The organism is Mesorhizobium sp. WSM4832, from assembly GCF_055811115.1.
Window position 1 is genome coordinate 162,394 of the sequence record NZ_JBVVQH010000016.1, and the last position, 18,234, is coordinate 180,627.

Sequence of the window (18,234 nt, forward strand, 5' to 3'; positions counted from 1 at the left end):
ACGGGACGCCTGCGAGATTTCTCACGGAAGCGCTTCGCCATCAAGAATGCGGCGGTAGAGCTCCAGATAGGCTGTTGCTGCCTTCTGGATCGGAAACCGGTCTGCCGCGGATTCGCGGCATCTTTGCGCCGACAAGCCGCCGATTTCACCCAAACCGCGTGCGAACTCGTCGTCCGTGTCGAAGAAGCGGCCGGTATCGGCATCGACGGTTTCAGGCAGCGCGCCATGCGCCGTCGTCAAAACCGGCGTGCCGCACAGCATGGATTCGACCGGCGCGTTGCCGAAAGGCTCTTCCCAGGAAATCGGGTTCAGAAAGGCCTTGGTCTCGCCCAACAGGCGCACCTTCGGCTCGCCGTCGACCATGCCGTGGTAGCGGAAGCGGGACGACAAGCTTTTGAAGAAGACGCCTTCGCGGCGGGTCTTGCTGCGGCCAAGCAGCTTCCAGCGCGAACCGCCGGCGATGTCGAGCCTGAAATCGTACTTTTTCGCCAGGTCCACCGCCCGGTTGAGGCCCTTTCCGGCCCGCGCGATGGCCGCCATGAAAAACAGATGGTCGTTCTTCGAAGCCGCCAGCCGATAGGCGTCCACCGGAAAGCCGTTGTAGACGAAGGTCTTGCGGCCATGCAGCTCGGCATGGCGGGCGCTGATGAAGCTCCAGTTCGGCTGCGGCCTCGGGTAATCGGGCAGATGGCCGCGTTCCGTATTGAGCGTCGGAAATGGGACTTCGACCTTCCAGGCATGAAGATGGACGATGTCGGTGTCCTTGGGGACAGCCGCGCGGCATTCGTCATTGGTGACGGCGTGGCGAACCTCGCACATCGGATGCGACGATCCCGGGCCGGCGATCAATGTCACCCGATGCCCCATCTTGACCATTTCCGTGGTCAGCCATTCGACCTGCCGCTGGATGCCGCCATAGCCTTTGCACGGAATAAGGCCCTGGGCCGCAAGTGTTATTCGCATCTCGTCTTCGCGCTCATGTTGGCGGTGGTCATCCTTTTGCCTGACGGAGGTCTTTCACAACGGGATGTTGTCGTGCTTCTTCCAAGGGTTTTGCATGTCCTTGTTGCGCAGCATGCGCAATGCTCGCGCCACGCGGCGCCGCGTCGAATGCGGCATGATCACCTCATCGACATAGCCGCGTTCGGCGGCCACGAAAGGCGACAGAAAGCGATCCTCGTAAGCCTTTGTATGCGCAGCAATTTTCTCCGGATCGCCGATGTCCTTGCGGTAGATGATCTCGACCGCGCCCCTGGCGCCCATCACAGCGATCTGCGCCGTCGGCCAGGCGTAGTTCATGTCGCCGCGCAAATGCTTCGAGGCCATCACGTCATAGGCGCCGCCATAGGCCTTGCGGGTGATGACGGTGATCTTCGGCACGGTCGCCTCGGCATAGGCGAAGAGCAGCTTGGCGCCGTGCTTGATCAGCCCGCCATATTCCTGCGCGGTGCCCGGCAGGAAGCCCGGGACGTCGACGAAGGTGACGATGGGAATCGAAAAACAGTCGCAGAAACGCACGAAGCGCGCCGCCTTGCGGCTGGCGTCGGAATCGAGCACCCCGGCCAGCACCATCGGCTGGTTGGCGACGAAGCCCACCGTGCGGCCCTCGACCCGGCCGAAGCCGGTGACGATGTTCTTGGCAAAATTCTGCTGGATTTCGAAGAAATCACCCTCATCGGCAACCTTCAGGATCAGTTCCTTGATGTCGTAGGGCTTGTTGGCATTGTCGGGAATCAGCCGGTCGAGCGACAGGTCGTGATCGGTGACCGACTGGTAGCACTCGATCTCGGGAATCTCGGCCGTGTTGGACGCCGGCAGAAGATCGACCAGACGGCGCATCTGCAGTAGCGCCTCGACATCATTGTCATAGGCGCCATCGGCGATCGAGGACTTCGTCGTGTGGACGGAGGCGCCGCCGAGACTTTCCGCGGTCACCGTCTCGTTGGTCACCGTCTTCACCACGTCGGGCCCGGTGACGAACATGTAGGAGGTGTCGCGCACCATGAAGATGAAATCGGTCATGGCCGGCGAGTAGACGTCGCCGCCGGCGCACGGGCCCATGATCAGCGAGATCTGCGGGATGACGCCTGAGGCGAGCACATTGCGCTGGAAAATCTCCGCATAACCGCCGAGCGCGGCCACGCCTTCCTGAATGCGGGCGCCGCCGGCATCATAGAGGCCAATGATCGGCGCGCGATTGCGCAGCGCCATTTCCTGGACTTTTACGACCTTCTCGGCATGCGCTTCCGACAGCGAGCCGCCGAACACGGTGAAATCCTTGGCGAAGATATAGATCGGGCGTCCGTTGACGGTGCCCCAGCCGGTGACCACGCCGTCGCCGGCGATCTTGGTCTTTTCCATGCCGAAATCGGTCGAGCGGTGCTCGACATACATGTCGAACTCCTCGAACGAACCTTCGTCGAGGAAGATCTCGATACGCTCGCGGGCAGTGAGCTTGCCCTTCTTGTGCTGGGCCTCGATGCGGTCTTTACCGCCGCCCATACGGGCAATCTCGCGGCGGCGCTCGAGTTCCTTCAGCACGTCTTTCATTGCCCGGTTCCCCGTTCGATCGGTGGTTTGTGGTAATCGCGAGGGCAGGGGAGCGCAAGCGCTGCCATCGGCCTGTTTTTGTTGCGTTGCAACATGCGGCCCTTGCTTTTCCGGCCGGACTCGTCCATATGCAGCCCCATAGGCGCTTGAGCCGGACCTTCCGGCTTTCTCCATGAATGAGACTGGTTGCGTCTGTTTTCCCTCTTTCCGGTGAATCGGCAAGGTGGCGAAAGAGCCCCGTGGCATGACGCCTGCGGGCACGACAGCGCAGCCGCGCGGACGCATCCCGTCCGCCGCCTTGTCGTTTCCTGACAATTTTTCGACGGCAGGTTGCGCCCTGCCGCCATTGATGTTTGCGGCCATGCGCCGCGTGAAAGAAGAATATTTTGACCAACGAAAACACTTTGCCTGGCACGGACACTGCGGAACTCTCCGGTTTCGCCGCGCTTGGCATCACCGGTGCGCTGCTCAAGGCGACCCATGCCGCCGGCTTCACCGATCCCAAGCCGATCCAGATGCAGGCGATCCCGCCGCAGCTCGAAGGCCGCGACATTTTCGGTATTGCCCAGACGGGTTCCGGCAAGACCGCCGCCTTCGCCCTGCCGATCCTGTCGAAGATCATCGGCCTCGGCACCAAGCGCCGGCCGAAGACGGCGCGCGCGCTGATCCTGGCCCCGACGCGCGAGCTGGCGGTGCAGATCGAAGAAACCATCAAGATCCTTGCCAAGGGTGCGCATGTCTCGACCGCGCTCGTTCTCGGCGGCGTCTCGCGCTTCAGCCAGGTGAAGAAGATCGCGCCAGGCGTCGATATCCTGATCGCCACGCCCGGCCGGTTGACCGATCTGGTGCGGGAAGGGGATCTCATGCTTGCCGACACCAAATGGCTCGTCCTCGACGAGGGCGACCGCATGCTGGACATGGGCTTCATCAACGATGTCAGGCGCATCGCCAAGGCGACCGCGCCGGACCGCCAGACGGCGCTGTTCTCGGCCACCATGCCGGACGAGATCGCCGAGCTTGCCAAGGGCCTTCTGAAGAATCCGGTTCGCATCGAGGTCGCGCCGCAAAGCACTGCGGCCGCCGAGATCGTGCAGAGCGTGGTCCTTGCCCGCACCAAGCAGAAGCGCCAGGTGCTGTCCAAGATGCTGGCCGACGAGGCGATGCACTCGGTGATCGTGTTCTCACGCACCAAGCACGGCGCCGACCGCGTCACCAAGGACCTTGCGCGCGACGGCTTCAACGCCGCCGTCATCCACGGCAACAAGTCGCAGAACGCGCGCCAGAAGGCGCTCAACGATTTCCGCGAGGGTTCCGTACGCATCCTGGTCGCGACCGATATCGCCGCGCGCGGCATCGACGTGCCCGGCATCAGCCATGTCGTGAACTTCGACCTGCCAGACGAGGCGGAAAGCTACGTCCATCGCATCGGCCGTACCGGCCGCAACGGCAGGGATGGCATTGCTATCACGCTTTGCGATCCTTCGGAGAATGCCAAGCTGCGGCAGGTCGAGCGCATCATCCGCGCCAAGCTGCCGGTCATCGCCGATCATCTCGGCAGCCCGGATCCGCAGCGCGACCCCCGGGAAAAGACCGAGCGCCATTTCGAACCGGCCAATGACCGCGAGCATCACGGCGGCCGTCGCGATGGTCGCCGGCCGGGCAACGGCGGCGACAACAAGCGTTTCGGCGCCAAGCCCCATGGCGAGCGCGGACCGAAGCCGCAGGGCGAAGGCCCGGCGGCGGCCAAGCCGAATGGCTCGAGCAAGCCTGACGGCTTCAAGCGCTTCAAGGGCAACAACAAGCGCCGCTTCGGCGGTAAGCGTCCGGCGAGCAGAGCGGCTTAAGTCTCCAGCTCGACCTGAAATAAAAATGACAAACGGCCGGAGCGATGCTCCGGCCGTTTGTCATTTAACTGGCCTGATTGCTGCTGCATCAGCGCCTTCACCCACACCACGATGCGCTGGGTGAGAAAGGCCGTGGTCTGCGGCGACAGCGCGTCGCCGGCGATGACGTGATTGTCCGGATCGCCGGTGTCTTCGACTGGCACCAACTCGTGCGGAGCGCCCCAGCGCCCGGCTATCTCGCGCGTCCGATCGGGCCGCACCACCTTGTCGGCATCCGAGAAGATGAACAGGGCGGGGATCGCCGCCTTCTCGACCGGCGCCTCATAGGCGAGATCGGTGAGCGCCGCCATCGGCGGTAGCGCGGCCATCGGGTATTTCGTGGTCCAGAGTTTTTCATGCAGCGCATTGTGCGGCGGAAAGCTGCGTTCCTTGCCACCGACAAGCTCGGCGATCTGTTTGCCCCACGGCATGGCGAGGATCTCGGCGCCCGAAGCTTTCACCCCAAAATTCGGCGAGATGAATGCAACCGCGGCAACCCCGTCTGATGCGCCCGGCTGCGTTGCGGCCCATGCCGCCAGCGAGCCGCCGGTCGAGGTTCCAATGACGATCACCTTGTCTCCGATCGCCCTGCCGATTGCGAGCGCCTCCTCATAGTCGTTGATCCAGGCGTTGACGCTACCTTCAGCCATGGCCGCGCCATCCTGGCCGTGCCCGGTCAGGCGCGTGTAGAAGAGGTTGGCGTCGAGTTCATCCGCAATGTCGTCCGGCAAGGGGCGAACCTCACCCTTCGAGGCTGAAAAGCCGTGGATGTAGACGATAGCCAACGGCGTCCTGGCATGGACCATCGGATTCGCCCAGATGATCTCCTTGTCGAGCCCGTCGCGGATGTTGGGCACGGCGGCCTCTTCACGCGCCAGATAGGCCTGCGGATCGTCGCCGATCACCGACGGATCGAACCGGATCGTCGTGTCGACCGGCACGCGCGGGCCGAGGAAGAAACCGGTTATCAGGACGACGGCAAGGCCAAGCACCGCAAGCACGATCCGCCGCCCCATTACAGTCTCCAGGCAATGATTCTCAACCTATGGCCGTCCCTGCCGGCAGGCAATCGCTGTTCGCCGGCTTATGTTGCCTTGTCGCGGGACGGTGCCTTTTTGCCAGGCAGCTTGCGATCGAAATGCAATGGCCGCCCCCACCAGCTGGTGGTCAGGCCGATGACAAAGCGGCAAATCGGCCGCGGCAGCAGCCCAAGCAGCTTCAACGGTATGCTTATACGGTGCGGGAAGGTGACTTCGAAGCCGCCTTTCTTGATGCCGCGGGCCATGCGGCGCGATGCGCGATGCACAGGCATGAGGCCAGGCATCGGCAGCTTGTTCTTTTCCGTCAACGGCGTGTCGACGAACCCCGGATTGATGACCTGGACGCGGATGTTCATCTTGTCGAAGTCGTATTTCAGCGACTCCGCCAGTATGTTGATCGCGGCCTTGGTGCCACCATAGGCCGCCGTTGTCGGCCAGCCGGAATAGGCGGTGACCGATCCGACCAGAACGACATGGCCGCGCCCGCGCACGCGCATGTGCTCGACGACGGGCACCACACCGTTGACGATGCCGAAATAGTTCACGGCGAAGGAGCGGTGGAAATCGCGCACAACCAGATTCTCGCCGGGAGTGGCGATATAGTTGCCGGCGTTGAAGACGGCGAGCACGATGGGGCCCATCTCCTCCTCGATCGCGGCGGCCGTGCGCGCCATGCCGTGCTCGTCGGTGACATCGCAGGGAAAGGACTTCACATGTCCGGACATTTGCGCCGTTTCGACGATCAGCGTGTCGGCCGGATCTTCAGCCAGCGAGGTCACCGCGACGGCATAGCCTTGATTGGCGAGATCCTTGGCCAACGCACGGCCAAGACCGCTGCTGCCGCCCGTGATCCAGGCGACACCGTCCTTCGGATTGGCCCGGTAGAGTGTCATGCAATGCCCCGCGAATGTCAGGGCTTGCTCTAGCGGTGAAGGAATCGAATGAAAAGAGCGGTTTTGCGCTTGGCGCTGAAATGGTCGCGAGCATTGCAGCGTCCGGAATGCGACTGGACCAGGCAAAATCTTGCCTTGAAACCGCAGCGCCCGGTTTCTAGGGTCTCGCCGCACACATAGAGGAACTCCTGCATGCCCCGTTCTGTGATCGAAGCGATCGGCAACACGCCCCTGATCCGGCTCAACAAGGCGTCGGAAGCGACCGGCTGTGAGATCCTGGGCAAGGCCGAGTTCATGAATCCGGGGCAGTCGGTCAAGGATCGGGCCGGCCTGTTCATCATCCGCGATGCCGAACAGCGCGGACTGCTGAGGCCTGGAGGATTTATAGTCGAAGGCACAGCCGGCAACACCGGCATCGGCTTGACGCTGGTCGCCAAGGCGCTTGGCTACCGTACCGTGATCGTCATCCCCGACACGCAGAGCCAGGAAAAGAAGGACGTGATCAAGGTGCTCGGCGCCGAGCTGATCGAAGTGCCGGCGGTGCCCTACAAGAACCCGAACAACTACGTGAAGCTGTCGGGCCGCCTTGCCGAGCAACTGGCGCGCTCGGAGCCGAATGGCGCGATCTGGGCCAACCAGTTCGACAATGTCGCCAACCGCGACGGTCATATCCGCACGACGGCGCAGGAGATCTGGGCGCAGACCGGCGGCAAGGTCGATGGCTTCGTCTCGTCCGTCGGCTCCGGCGGCACGCTCGCCGGGGTCGCGCTCGGGCTCAAGGGCAAGAGCAAGGACGTGAAGATCGCGCTCGCCGATCCGCTGGGCGCCGCGCTCTATAGTTTCTACACCAGCGGCGAACTGAAATCCGATGGCAGCTCGATCACCGAAGGTATCGGCCAGGGCCGCATCACCGCCAATCTGGAAGACTTCACGCCGGATTTCTCCTTCCAGATACCGGACGAGGAAGCGTTGCCGATCATCTTCGACCTGATCCAGGAAGAGGGGCTCTGCGTCGGCGGCTCGACCGGCATCAATATCGCGGGCGCCATCCGGCTGGCGCGCGAGCTCGGACCCGGCCATACCATCGTGACAATCCTCGCCGACTATGGCACGCGGTACCAGTCCAAGCTCTTCAATCCGGAATTCCTGCGTGGCAAGAACCTTCCGGTGCCGGGCTGGATGGAAGAGAAGGCCGACATTTCGGTGCCGTTCGAAAAGGTGGCATGATGGTGCGAAAGACCGAGGCGCTGTTTCGCGACGATGCCTATCGGGAGACTGCGGAAGCCGAGGTCGTCGCGATCAACGATCGTGGCGGCATCCTTCTCGACCGTACAGTCTTTTACGCAACGTCCGGCGGGCAGCCGGGCGACAACGGAACGTTCGAGCGGGCAGACGGCGGCCGCATCGCGATCGCCGCCACCATCACCGGCGAGACAAAGGACGAGATCATCCACGTGCCGGCGCCGGACCAGGCTCTGCCCTCGGTCGGCGAAAAGCTGAAGCTTCTGATCGATTGGGAGCGGCGGTATCTCCTGATGCGCATGCATTCCGCCTGCCACCTGCTGACGGTCGTCTGCCCGTTCCCGATCACCGGAGCGGCGGTTGCCGAGGACGACAGCCGTGTCGACTTCGACATTCCCGATGCCGGCTTCACCAAGGAGGATGTTACGGCTCGGCTCATGGAGCTTGTGCGCGCCGACCATCCGATCTTCACCCGGCTCATCACCGACGAGGAGCTCGCCGCCAATCCCGGCCTGGTCAAATCGAAGAATGTCCGCCCACCCGTCGGCACCGGCGAGATCCGCCTGGTCTGCATCGGAGAGAACGGCCTGATCGACAGCCAGCCTTGCGGCGGCACGCATGTGAAGTCGACCGGCGAGGTCGGCGAGATCCATATCGGCAAGATCGAGAAGAAGGGTCGCGAGAACCGCCGCTTCCGCATCCGCTTCGGGCCGATGCCGGCGAACTGACGCCAAAGCGTAAGCGTAGGGAGAAAAACAATGGCGCAGGACAGTCCCTTCATCGTCGACGCCGATTGGCTGCAAAAGCGGCTTGGCGAGCCCGGCCTCACCATCATCGACGCCTCCTGGTATCTGCCGGCGCAAAAGCGCGATGCCCGCGCCGAATATGACGCCGCTCATATTCCCGGCGCCCGCTTCCTCGATCAGGACGCGGTTTCCGATCCGGATTCGAAACTGCCGCACACGCTGGCGTCGCCGCAGCACTTCGCCCAGTATGTCGGCGCCATGGGCGTTTCGGCCGACGACACCATCGTCGTCTATGATGGGCCGGGCCTGTTCTCGGCGCCGCGTGCCTGGTGGATGTTCCGGGTCATGGGCGTCTTCCAGGTCTACATCCTGAACGGCGGCATCGACCGCTGGAAGGCCGAGGGGCGACCCGTGACGGCTGAGCCGACGAAGATCGCGCCGAGTGTCTTCTATGCCGATTTCGATGTGGGCCGGGTCGTCGGCCTCGACGAGATGCGCAGGATCGTCGCTAGCCGGGAGAGCCAGATCGCCGACGCGCGCTCGGCCGGCCGCTTCGCCGGAACCGATCCGGAGCCGCGCCAGGGCGTCCGTTCAGGCCATATGCCGGGCGCGCATAATGTTCCGATCACGGCGCTTGCCGAAAACGGCGAGCTGCTGTCCAAGGACCGTTTGCGCAGTGTGATAGAAGGTGCCGGCATCGACCTGTCGAAGCCGGTTGTGACCTCTTGCGGCTCGGGTATCACGGCGGCGGCGATCACGCTGGCGCTGGAGACGCTCGGCCATACCGACAACCGGCTTTACGACGGTTCCTGGACGGAATGGGGCGGTCTCAGCGACACGCCGGTGGTGACGGGGAAAGAATGATGGAAGACGGCGCGCCACACGATATCGACGTCACCGTCACGTTCCTGGAGATGCATGCGGCACCTGCGGTTTCGCCACCAATCCCCTACAACCGCCAGATCGCGCTGCTGAAGACCAAGGATATCCCGCTCCACTTCTACCGCTATTTAATCGATCGCGTCGGGCGCAAATGGCATTGGGTCAATGTGCTGAGGCTAAGCGACGAGGAACTTGCGGCCGGTTTGCACCGCGAGGACCGCGACATCAGGGTGCTCTATCTAGACGGCGCTCCCGCCGGTTTCTTCGACCTCAAGCCGCATCTGCCGGACGAAGTGGAACTCGCCTATTTCGGCATGATGGAGCACGCGCACGGCCAGGGCATCGGCCGCTGGTTCCTTGGCGCCGCGATCTCGGCGGCCTGGGCACACGGGCCGAAGCGCGTCACCGTGCAGACCTGCACGCTCGACCATCCGGCGGCTCTTCCGCTTTACCAGAAGCTCGGCTTCACGCCGGTGGCGCAGAAGAAGGAAGTCGTGCATCCGCTCACCTTCGCCGAGCGCTCTGCCAGCGTCATGCGGCCTTAGAGCTGTCTGCAATTCGGACGGAATTACTCTGGGCTTGAACGTCGCGTTCATCGCCGCTTCAGACTGTCTTTGCCATTGTCCGGCCGCATTACGAGGCCGAGCTTATAGGAGAAAGACATGTTGACCCGACGTACATTTGCCGTGGCCATGATTGCGGCAATAGCCATGCCGAGCCTGGCATCCGCGCAGGCGACCACGCCTTCGGCCGCGACCATAGAGCGCCAGCTCGACGCCGCCCCCAGGAAAAAGCTGCGTCCGAACGAGCGGGTCACCATTCGCGAGTTCAAGCGCCGGCCGGATCTGCGGCGGATGGCGCGTTCGATCGACATCCAGTCGATCAATTTCGAGTTCGGTTCGGCCGCCATTGCGCCCTCGCAATACGGCAAGGTCGAAATCATTGCCGACGCGCTCCGTCGCATCCTGCGCCGCGACCGCGGCGCGCGTATCCTGATCGAGGGCCACACCGACGCCGTGGGCTCTTTCGAATCGAACCAGGTCCTGTCCGAACGCCGCGCCGCCTCCCTGAAGCGCACGCTTGTAGGCCAGTTCGGCGTGCCCGCCTACGCGCTGGAGACCGTCGGTTATGGCGAGGAATTCCTGCTTGTGCCGACCCAGCAGGAGAACTGGCGCAACCGCCGCGTGACGCTGCGCCGCTTCGACGATTTCGTGCGGTAACGCTCAAAGCCGGCAATGCCGATATTAAGAGCCCGGTTGTGCGAGCGGCTGGGCTCTTTCATATGCGCACGTCGCCAGTCAGGAATCGGGTGGCAGGCACTGTCGCCAAGGCATAATTTCCGGAAATCGACACCGGAGATTTGCCATGAGCATCCAGTTCAAAGCCTTGCCGACCGAAGCCGTGCGCGCCTTGCAGCGGGGAGGGCCCGATGCCTATGGCCGCACACCGGAGCACCGGATTTCCGACGGCGACGGCGTGCCGTGCAGGCATTGCCTCAAGAACGTCGCCGAGGGTGACGGCTATCTGATTGTTGCCTACCGGCCGTTCCCGGAACTGCAGCCCTACGCCGAAACCGGCCCGATCTTCCTGCATGCCGAGGAATGCGAGCGCGCCGCCGACGGAGATGCGCTGCCGGAGATGCTCGAAAGCAGCGACTATATCGTCAGGGGCTATGGCGAGGACGATCGCATCGTCTATGGCAGCGGCGCGGTCACGCCGACAGGCGACATCGCCGCTCGCGCGACAACACTGCTTGGGCGCGACGACATCGCCTACATCCATGTCCGCTCGGCGCGGAACAATTGCTATCAATGCCGCATCGAGCGGGCCTGATCCCAAACCGGTATGATCCCCAAAAAAAAGCCCGCCGATGGTCGGGCGGGCCGTTGGAGGGTCTGTGACAGAAGCTGTTGGCAAGTGCTGCCCGGGCCGGACTTTGTCCGACTCGGCAAGCAGCTCAGGCCGCCAGGTAACGGCACGTGTCTAGGCATCTTTTCCGCGGAGCGAATGTGAAGCACTTCACACAAGGACACATAATGGCCGGGATGATGAAAACCGGGTGCATTTCAAGACTGTCGTATTCCCGTCGCACTACCGCGCTAAAAAGCAATTGTTGATGATTTGCCGACCGCGGATGGACCGGCGGCAGATCGCGACAAATCGAGGAAGCGGGGCTTTTGCTCCGCTTTTTTGTTGCCCGGATTTCTCGACGGAACCAGTTCTGAGCGCAAAAAAAGCCCGCCGGAATGACCCGGCGGGCGACTGGATGAAGTTGCGCGAGACGGTCAGGCGGCAAGCACCGCCTTCGGCTCGACCATTTCGTAGCCGAGCGCTTCGGCGACGGCGCGGTTGGTTATCTTGCCCTTATGGACATTAAGGCCGTTGCGCAGGTGATGATCGTCGACCAGCGCCTTGAGGCCCTTGCCGGCGAGCTGCAAGCCATAATGCAGCGTCGCGTTGTTGAGCGCGTGCGCCGAGGTGACCGGCACGGCGCCGGGCATGTTGGCGACGCAATAGTGGATGACGCCATCGACCTCATAGGTCGGATCGGCGTGGGTCGTGGCATGCGAGGTCTCGAAGCAGCCGCCTTGGTCGATCGCCACGTCGACCAGCACCGAGCCCTTCTTCATGCCGGACAGCATTTCGCGGGTGACGAGCTTGGGCGCGGCGGCGCCCGGGATCAGCACCGCGCCGATGACGACGTCGGCTGAGAAGCATTCTTCTTCCAGCGCCTCGACGGTCGAGTAGCGGGTATGCACGCGGCCGCCGAAGATGTCGTCGAGCTGGCGCAGGCGCGGGATCGAGCGGTCGATGATGGTGACGTCGGCGCCCAGGCCAACCGCCATCTTGGCCGCATGCAGGCCGACGACGCCGCCGCCGAGCACGGTGACCTTGCCGGGCAGCACGCCGGGCACGCCGCCAAGCAGCACGCCACGGCCGCCATTGGCCTTCTGCAGCGCGGTCGCGCCGGCCTGGATCGACAGGCGGCCGGCGACTTCCGACATCGGCGCGAGCAGCGGCAGGCCGCCGCGGTCGTCGGTCACGGTTTCATAAGCAACGGCGGTGACGCCCGAACCGAGAAGACCCCTGGTCTGCTCCGGATCCGGAGCCAGATGGAGATAGGTATAGAGGATCTGGCCGTCGCGCAGTTGCACCCATTCATTGGGCTGCGGCTCCTTGACCTTTACGATCATATCCGACTTGGCGAACACATCGGCGGCCGTCTTGGCTATGGTGGCGCCGGCGGCGCGATAGGCGTTGTCGTCGGCGCCGATGCCGGCGCCGGCGCCGGTCTCGACCAGCACTTCGTGGCCATGCGCGACATATTCGCGGACCGATCCGGGCGTCAGGCCGACGCGGTATTCATGGTTCTTGATTTCCTTGGGGCAGCCGACACGCATTCTTCTTCTCCTGTGCGCCCTTCGAGGGCGCTCTCCCTGTCATTCGTGCATGCCATCGGCTCCAAACGTGGAGGCGACACGCAGTAATCGCAGTCAACCACGAATCGTTCCGTATGTGTTTGCGAATGCACTTGCGGCAATGGTCTCTCTTCGATAATCGTTGCGCGAAACGGTTGGAAATTCGCAGGAACCACGGAAAATGCGGCTCGACAGGATTGATATCGCCATTCTGGAGACTTTGCAGAAGGATGGCCGGATACCCAACGCGGCGCTAGCCGAGAAGGTCGGCCTGTCGCAATCGGCCTGTTCGCGCAGGCTCGACAATCTGGAGAAAACCGGAACCATCCGCGGTTATCACGCCAGGCTCTCCAACGCCGCGCTCGGCCACCAGATGACGGCGATCGTGCATATATCGCTGTCGGGGCAATTCGAGAAGACGCTGTCGGATTTCGAGGCGGCGATCAAGCGCTGTCCGAACGTGCTCTCCTGCCATCTGATGTCGGGCGAATACGACTACATCCTGCGCATAGCGGCGAAGGATCTGGTCGACTATGAGCGCATCCACAAGGAATGGCTGTCGGCCATGCCGCATGTGACGAAGATCAACTCGTCCTTCGCGCTGCGCGAGATCGTCGACCGCACGGCAGTCGGCTTGAGGCCGGAGATGGCCTAGGCTACGGAGTCATGACCAATAGGAGGCATCGGCTGCGATATGACGGAAAGAATCACCCTGGCCGAGTCATTGCCGGCAACCGCCGTCGTCCGCGTCTCACGCGCCAGCTACGACCCGAGCCGGTTCGCGGAGGTCGACGCCGCGAGCAAGAAGACCTCGCAGTACATAATTCCGGCCATCAGGCGCCTGCCGGGACTCCTTCACTTTTACGCGGGCGTCTCGCCGAAGGGCTCGATCGTGCAGGTCAGTGTCTGGGACACCGACGAGCACGCGGCACAGTTAGACAATTTGAAGGAGATGGTCGTCGACGGCCGCAGGGATATGGAGGCGGTCGGCGTGACGTTCACCCCGATTTTCAACTATCCGATCGACTGGACCTGGACCGTCTGACCTAATCTGGCCGGCGCCGGGCAATCGTAGTCTCCGTCACCACCTCGGACATCGGAATGTCGTGCGGCTGCGGATAGATGGTCGCGATGCGCTGCAGTTCGTAGCCGACGCCGATGACCAGCGGCTTGGACGGCATGGCGGCCAGCGTGCGGTCGAAGAACCCGCCACCATAGCCCAGCCGATATTTGCCGGGATCGATGCCGACGATGGGCGAGATGACGATGTCCGGCAGCACCGGATCGCCCTCGGCCGGGATCGGGATGTTCCAGATGCCCTTTTCCAACCGGTCGCCCTGTTTGTAGGCACGGAAGATCAGGGGGTGCCCTTTCTCCACGACGATGGGCAATGCGGTGCGACCGCCTCGCTCATTGACGGACGCCATCCATGGCCGCAAATCCGGCTCGCCCCGAAACGGCCAGTAAAGACTGACCATGCGGCCATTGATATCGCCGATGATCGCGTCGAGCCCTTCGGCGATACGCTGAGACATGACTGTTCGCGCATCGGCCGAAACAGCAAGGCGAGAGTCGATCAGGCGTTCGCGTTCAGCCTTGCGCCAGCGTCTCACATCGGTCCAGTCGGATAGCGGCGCCCGGAATTCCGGATCGAGCTCGTGCATGAAGCAAGGCGGCGAGGAATACTGCGCCGGATCCTGGTCGTCATGATGATTAGCCATGCTTTACCTCATAGGCGTGTTCGATAACGCTATACCTCGCGACACGATACAACATGCGCATTCACGACATGGGACGGCGACTCCCGGGTACCGTCCTTCTGTTGTTGCATTGCACAAAATACCTACATCTGGGGTATGCAATCCTGCCGTCAGGGGTGAATGAGATGAATCCAGCCAGCCATCACGTCGTTGTCGTCGGCGCCGGGTTCGGCGGCCTCGAGCTCACCCGCGCGCTGGCGGGTGCCGCGGTGCGCATCACCATGATCGACAAGCGCAACCACCATCTTTTCCAGCCGCTGCTTTACCAGGTAGCGACGACGTCGCTCGCGACCTCGGAAGTTGCCTGGCCGATCCGTCATCTGCTGCGCAGGCGCGAGGACGTGACGACGCTTCTGGGCAATGTCACCGGCGTCGACCGCGCCGGCAAACGCGTGCTGCTCGAGGACGGCAGCTCGGTCCCCTATGACACGCTGGTGCTCGCCACCGGCGCGCGCCATGCCTATTTCGGCCATGACGAATGGGAGCCCTTCGCGCCGGGGCTGAAGACGCTCGAGGACGCCACGACGATCCGGCGCCGCATCCTGCTCGCCTTCGAGCAGGCGGAGCGCGAAACCGACCCGGCGAGGCGCCAGGCGCTGCTGACGCTGGCTATCGTCGGCGGCGGACCGACCGGCGTCGAGCTTGCCGGCACCATCATCGAGCTCGCGCATGACACGTTGCGCGGCGAGTTCCGCAACATAGACACGCGGCAGGCGCGCGTCGTGCTGATCGAGGCCGGCGACCGGATCCTGGCCAATTTCGCGCCGCAGCTTTCCGACTATGCCCGCAAGGCGCTGGAACGGCTTGGCGTCACGGTCGAACTCGGGCGCCCGGTCACGCAACTAGATGCCGAAGGCGTCGTCTTCGGCGACAAGCGCCTGCCGGCAAGGACGATCATCTGGGCGGCCGGCGTTGCCGCTTCGCCGGCATCCGAATGGCTAGGGGTGCCGGCCGATCGGGCGGGCAGGGTGCTGGTCGAACCCGACCTCACCGTGCCGGGCAGCCCCGACATTTTCGTCATCGGCGACACCGCGCTTGTATTGCGGCCGGATGGAAAGCCGGTGCCCGGTGTGGCGCCGTCCGCCAAGCAGGAGGGGCGCCACGTCGCGGAGACGATCAAGGCGCGGCTTGCCGGCGACACCACGACGCGTCCCTTCCAATACCGGCATGCCGGCGACCTGGCGACAATCGGCAAGCGCGCCGCCGCGATCGACTTCGGCTGGATCAAGCTCACCGGCTGGCTCGCCTGGTGGCTCTGGGGCATTGCGCACATCTACTTCCTGATCGATTTCCGCAACCGCCTGGCGGTCTCGCTTAGCTGGCTATGGATATACTTTACCGGCCAGCGAAGCGCGCGTCTGATCACGCAAGGCGACGACGACAAGAACTGATTTCCTCGCCACCGTCCGCCACAGCGGATGCGGGCCACACGCTCGTGAGGCGACATGATGAGACCGCAATCGAGCATCAGGCATTTCCGCTGTGGCGGACTGCGGCATGGACGGAAAAGCGACCTTCGCGCAAAAAGCGGTGAACTGGAACAATCGCCGCCGCTCCCGCTCTGGTTCCGGCCGTTCACATGGGGTAGTTTTAGCCATGCGTTATGTGATCGTCATCGCCTCCGTCACCTTCTTCCTGTTCTGGGACGGCCTCTACAATCATGGCTATTACCTCGACGCGACGGTACGGGAAGTATCGCGCATCGTACGCTACGTCACCGGGTAGAGGTCTCGCCAATTTTGCATCGCGGGCGCGACATCGTTGCCGGTTGACGCCCAGGCTTTGCTCCCACAGAAACACCGCTGAATCGACGGTCAGGGAGGCTGGATTGATCCGGCACATCGTTTTCTTCAGCGTGCGGCGCAAGGAAGATGTCGAGGCTGTACGCTCGGGCCTGCTGGCGCTCGGCAAGATTCCCCACTCGAGGCATTTCGAGGTGACGCTCAACACCAAGGTCGATCTGTTCTCCAACGCGATCGATGTGGTCGTCTATGCCGAGTTCGAAGACGAGGCAGCCCTTGCCGCTTACAAGGCGCATCCGATCTATGCCGATACGACCAACAAGGTGAAGCCGCTGCGCGAGCTGCGCTATTCGGCGGATGTCGTGGCTGCCTGAGAGCGCTTGCCAATCCGCTCCGCTTTGCTTGGTGCATGTCGCCCAGAAGTGTGCAGCGGTTCTGGGACAACGACATGCATCAAAACAAAGACTTAAAGTGCGTCGCCGGAATCCGTTTCAGGCCACGCGCTTTAATGCCTGGCGTTCGGACCTTGAACCGGTTTGCGGAATGAGGCACACCGCGCCGGTATGATCAAAACCTCGACCCATCCGCTCGACCATCTTGTGCTACCGACACGGAGCCTCGATGTAGCGCGAGCGCGTTTGACCTCGCTCGGCTTTGTCGTCGCGGCGACCGGCATCCATCCTTTCGGAACCGAAAACGCCTGTGTCTTTTTCGCCGACGGCACCTATTTGGAGCCGCTGGCAGTGGGCGACGGACAGGTGGCTGAACGCGCGATAGGCGAGGGCAATGTTTTCATAGCGCGCGACCGCCTTTATCGCGAGCGGCTGGGCGAGGAGGGTTTTTCCGCTGTCGCGCTTGGAACCGCCAATGCCGATGCCGACCATATGCGTTTTGTCGAAGCCGGGCTGTTGGCCGGCGATATGCTGAGTTTTTCGCGCGCGTTCACCGACCCGAACGGGAAGAGCGATACGGCGTCGTTCAAGCTGGCCTTCGCTGCCGGCAAGGAGGCGCCGGATGCCTTCCTCTTCGCCTGCGAGCGCGTCAATGCGCCGAAGATCGATCGCACGGCGCTGCAGGCGCATGCCAATGGCGTAACCGGCATCGTCGAAGTGATCGCGGTCAGCGATGCGCCTTCCACACAGATCGAACTGATCGTGATCGCCGCCGGCGCGATTGCCACCGGGGCGGGCGATGACGCGTTACGGCTGCCGAATGCAATCCTGAGTGTCGTCACGCCCGAAAGCTATGCGCAGCGCTTCGGTCTGCCGGCCGCGCCGTCGCCGCGTTTGCGGTTTCAGGCGATTGTTTTCTCGATCCGCGACAAAGCTCCGGCCGCACGCGCGCTTGCGGCCGGCGCGGTCGATCACAACATGAGCGGCAATGATATCGTCGTTCCTCCGGCGCCCGGGCAGGGCGCCGCCTTCATCTTCCGGGAGATCCCATGAGCATGGCGCCCAATTCATCGGTAACCGTCGGCAAGGTCGTCTTCGCCAACAATGCGCCGCTGTCGCTGATCGCCGGCCCGTGCCAGCTTGAATCGCGCCAGCATGCTTTCGACATGGCCGGCGCTCTGAAGGAGCTGACGGAACGGCTGGGTATCGGCCTCGTCTACAAGACCAGCTACGACAAGGCCAACCGCACCTCGCTGTCGGCGACGCGCGGTGCCGGGCTCGATGCGGCGATGCCGATCTTCGACGATCTTCGCAAGGCATTCTCGCTGCCGGTGCTGACCGACGTCCACACCGAGGAGCAATGCGCGATCATCGCGCCGCATGTCGATGTCCTCCAGATCCCGGCGTTCCTGTCGCGGCAGACCGATATGCTGGTCGCCGCGGCCAGGACCGGAAAGGTCATCAACGTGAAAAAGGGCCAGTTCCTCGCGCCTTGGGACATGAAGAACGTGGTGGCCAAGATCACCGGTTCCGGCAACCCGAATGTCCTGACCACCGAGCGCGGCGCCTCCTTTGGCTACAACACTCTGGTCTCGGACATGCGCGCGCTGCCGATCATGGCCGAGATCGGCGCTCCGGTGATTTTCGACGCCACCCATTCCGTGCAGCAGCCGGGCGGGCAGGGC

Annotated in this window: 20 protein-coding genes; 14 read left to right on the forward strand and 6 right to left on the reverse strand. The window is 63.2% G+C overall.

Annotated features, from left to right (window positions below; all coding sequences use genetic code 11):
• Positions 1-21 precede the first annotated feature (21 nt).
• Both AC0L2L_RS22550 and AC0L2L_RS22555 read right to left on the reverse strand, forming a co-directional pair.
• Positions 22-963 carry a glycosyltransferase gene (locus AC0L2L_RS22550; protein WP_473581247.1) on the reverse strand — a complete coding sequence of 314 codons (942 nt, stop codon included), beginning with the start codon at positions 961-963 and terminating at the stop codon, positions 22-24.
• 54 nt (positions 964-1,017) lie between these two features.
• Positions 1,018-2,550 carry an acyl-CoA carboxylase subunit beta gene (locus AC0L2L_RS22555; protein WP_027170336.1) on the reverse strand — a complete coding sequence of 511 codons (1,533 nt, stop codon included), beginning with the start codon at positions 2,548-2,550 and terminating at the stop codon, positions 1,018-1,020.
• Positions 2,551-2,936: 386 nt separating this feature from the next.
• Here AC0L2L_RS22555 and AC0L2L_RS22560 point away from each other — a divergent pair, with 386 nt between their 5' ends.
• A complete protein-coding gene (locus tag AC0L2L_RS22560) occupies positions 2,937-4,394 on the forward strand; it encodes a DEAD/DEAH box helicase (protein WP_473581248.1) in 1,458 nt (485 codons plus the stop codon).
• Here the strand turns inward: AC0L2L_RS22560 and AC0L2L_RS22565 are convergent.
• Positions 4,391-5,449 (reverse strand): alpha/beta hydrolase, encoded by a 1,059-nt coding sequence (locus AC0L2L_RS22565; RefSeq protein ID WP_473581250.1) that lies wholly within the window; start codon positions 5,447-5,449, stop codon positions 4,391-4,393. The two genes, AC0L2L_RS22560 and AC0L2L_RS22565, sit on opposite strands and share 4 nt — an antisense overlap.
• A 68-nt stretch (positions 5,450-5,517) precedes the next feature.
• Positions 5,518-6,366 (reverse strand): SDR family oxidoreductase, encoded by an 849-nt coding sequence (locus AC0L2L_RS22570; RefSeq protein ID WP_473581252.1) that lies wholly within the window; start codon positions 6,364-6,366, stop codon positions 5,518-5,520.
• A gap of 192 nt (positions 6,367-6,558) precedes the next feature.
• On the opposite strand from AC0L2L_RS22570, the gene AC0L2L_RS22575 reads away from it, so the two are divergent.
• The 6 genes from AC0L2L_RS22575 to AC0L2L_RS22600 all read left to right on the forward strand — a co-directional run bounded on the left by AC0L2L_RS22575 (position 6,559) and on the right by AC0L2L_RS22600 (position 11,069).
• A complete protein-coding gene (locus AC0L2L_RS22575) occupies positions 6,559-7,593 on the forward strand; it encodes a cysteine synthase A (RefSeq protein ID WP_473581254.1) in 1,035 nt (344 codons plus the stop codon).
• Entirely contained in the window at positions 7,593-8,336 is a 744-nt protein-coding gene (locus AC0L2L_RS22580) for an alanyl-tRNA editing protein (RefSeq protein ID WP_473581287.1), read from the forward strand. Before AC0L2L_RS22575 ends, AC0L2L_RS22580 begins: the two co-directional genes overlap by 1 nt.
• Positions 8,337-8,366: 30 nt before the next feature.
• Entirely contained in the window at positions 8,367-9,218 is an 852-nt protein-coding gene (gene sseA, locus AC0L2L_RS22585) for a 3-mercaptopyruvate sulfurtransferase (protein WP_473581256.1), read from the forward strand.
• Positions 9,218-9,781, forward strand: a complete 564-nt coding sequence (locus tag AC0L2L_RS22590) for a GNAT family N-acetyltransferase (protein WP_473581288.1) — start codon at positions 9,218-9,220, stop codon at positions 9,779-9,781. Before sseA ends, AC0L2L_RS22590 begins: the two co-directional genes overlap by 1 nt.
• Before the next feature lie 117 nt (positions 9,782-9,898).
• Positions 9,899-10,456 carry an OmpA family protein gene (locus tag AC0L2L_RS22595; protein ID WP_473581258.1) on the forward strand — a complete coding sequence of 186 codons (558 nt, stop codon included), beginning with the start codon at positions 9,899-9,901 and terminating at the stop codon, positions 10,454-10,456.
• Between the two features lie 145 nt (positions 10,457-10,601).
• Complete coding sequence (locus AC0L2L_RS22600) at positions 10,602-11,069, forward strand: DUF1203 domain-containing protein (RefSeq protein ID WP_473581260.1); 468 nt, start codon at positions 10,602-10,604, stop codon at positions 11,067-11,069.
• A 452-nt stretch (positions 11,070-11,521) separates the two neighbouring features.
• On the opposite strand, the gene ald is transcribed toward AC0L2L_RS22600, so the two are convergent.
• Positions 11,522-12,637 carry an alanine dehydrogenase gene (gene ald / locus AC0L2L_RS22605; protein WP_473581262.1) on the reverse strand — a complete coding sequence of 372 codons (1,116 nt, stop codon included), beginning with the start codon at positions 12,635-12,637 and terminating at the stop codon, positions 11,522-11,524.
• 199 nt (positions 12,638-12,836) lie between these two features.
• Here ald and AC0L2L_RS22610 point away from each other — a divergent pair, with 199 nt between their 5' ends.
• Positions 12,837-13,310, forward strand: a complete 474-nt coding sequence (locus AC0L2L_RS22610) for an Lrp/AsnC family transcriptional regulator (RefSeq protein WP_473581263.1) — start codon at positions 12,837-12,839, stop codon at positions 13,308-13,310.
• A gap of 39 nt (positions 13,311-13,349) precedes the next feature.
• A complete protein-coding gene (locus AC0L2L_RS22615) occupies positions 13,350-13,700 on the forward strand; it encodes a hypothetical protein (RefSeq protein ID WP_473581265.1) in 351 nt (116 codons plus the stop codon).
• A gap of 1 nt (position 13,701) precedes the next feature.
• Here AC0L2L_RS22615 and AC0L2L_RS22620 read toward each other — a convergent pair whose 3' ends face one another.
• On the reverse strand, positions 13,702-14,376 hold the full coding sequence (locus tag AC0L2L_RS22620) for a 5-formyltetrahydrofolate cyclo-ligase (RefSeq protein WP_473581266.1): 675 nt from the start codon (positions 14,374-14,376) through the stop codon (positions 13,702-13,704).
• A gap of 164 nt (positions 14,377-14,540) precedes the next feature.
• Here AC0L2L_RS22620 and AC0L2L_RS22625 point away from each other — a divergent pair, with 164 nt between their 5' ends.
• From AC0L2L_RS22625 to kdsA, 5 genes are all read left to right on the forward strand, one after another.
• Positions 14,541-15,806: an NAD(P)/FAD-dependent oxidoreductase gene (locus AC0L2L_RS22625; RefSeq protein ID WP_473581268.1), complete on the forward strand. Its 1,266-nt coding sequence runs from the start codon at positions 14,541-14,543 to the stop codon at positions 15,804-15,806.
• A gap of 205 nt (positions 15,807-16,011) precedes the next feature.
• The gene (locus tag AC0L2L_RS22630) at positions 16,012-16,140 is read left to right on the forward strand and encodes a hypothetical protein (protein ID WP_473581270.1); all 129 of its coding nucleotides are present in this window, start codon (positions 16,012-16,014) and stop codon (positions 16,138-16,140) included.
• 103 nt (positions 16,141-16,243) lie between these two features.
• On the forward strand, positions 16,244-16,531 hold the full coding sequence (locus tag AC0L2L_RS22635; protein ID WP_473581272.1) for a Dabb family protein: 288 nt from the start codon (positions 16,244-16,246) through the stop codon (positions 16,529-16,531).
• A gap of 189 nt (positions 16,532-16,720) precedes the next feature.
• Positions 16,721-17,602 carry a VOC family protein gene (locus AC0L2L_RS22640; protein WP_473581273.1) on the forward strand — a complete coding sequence of 294 codons (882 nt, stop codon included), beginning with the start codon at positions 16,721-16,723 and terminating at the stop codon, positions 17,600-17,602.
• 2 nt (positions 17,603-17,604) lie between these two features.
• A partial coding sequence (kdsA, locus tag AC0L2L_RS22645) for a 3-deoxy-8-phosphooctulonate synthase (protein ID WP_473581289.1) occupies positions 17,605-18,234 on the forward strand: 630 nt, incomplete at its 3' end.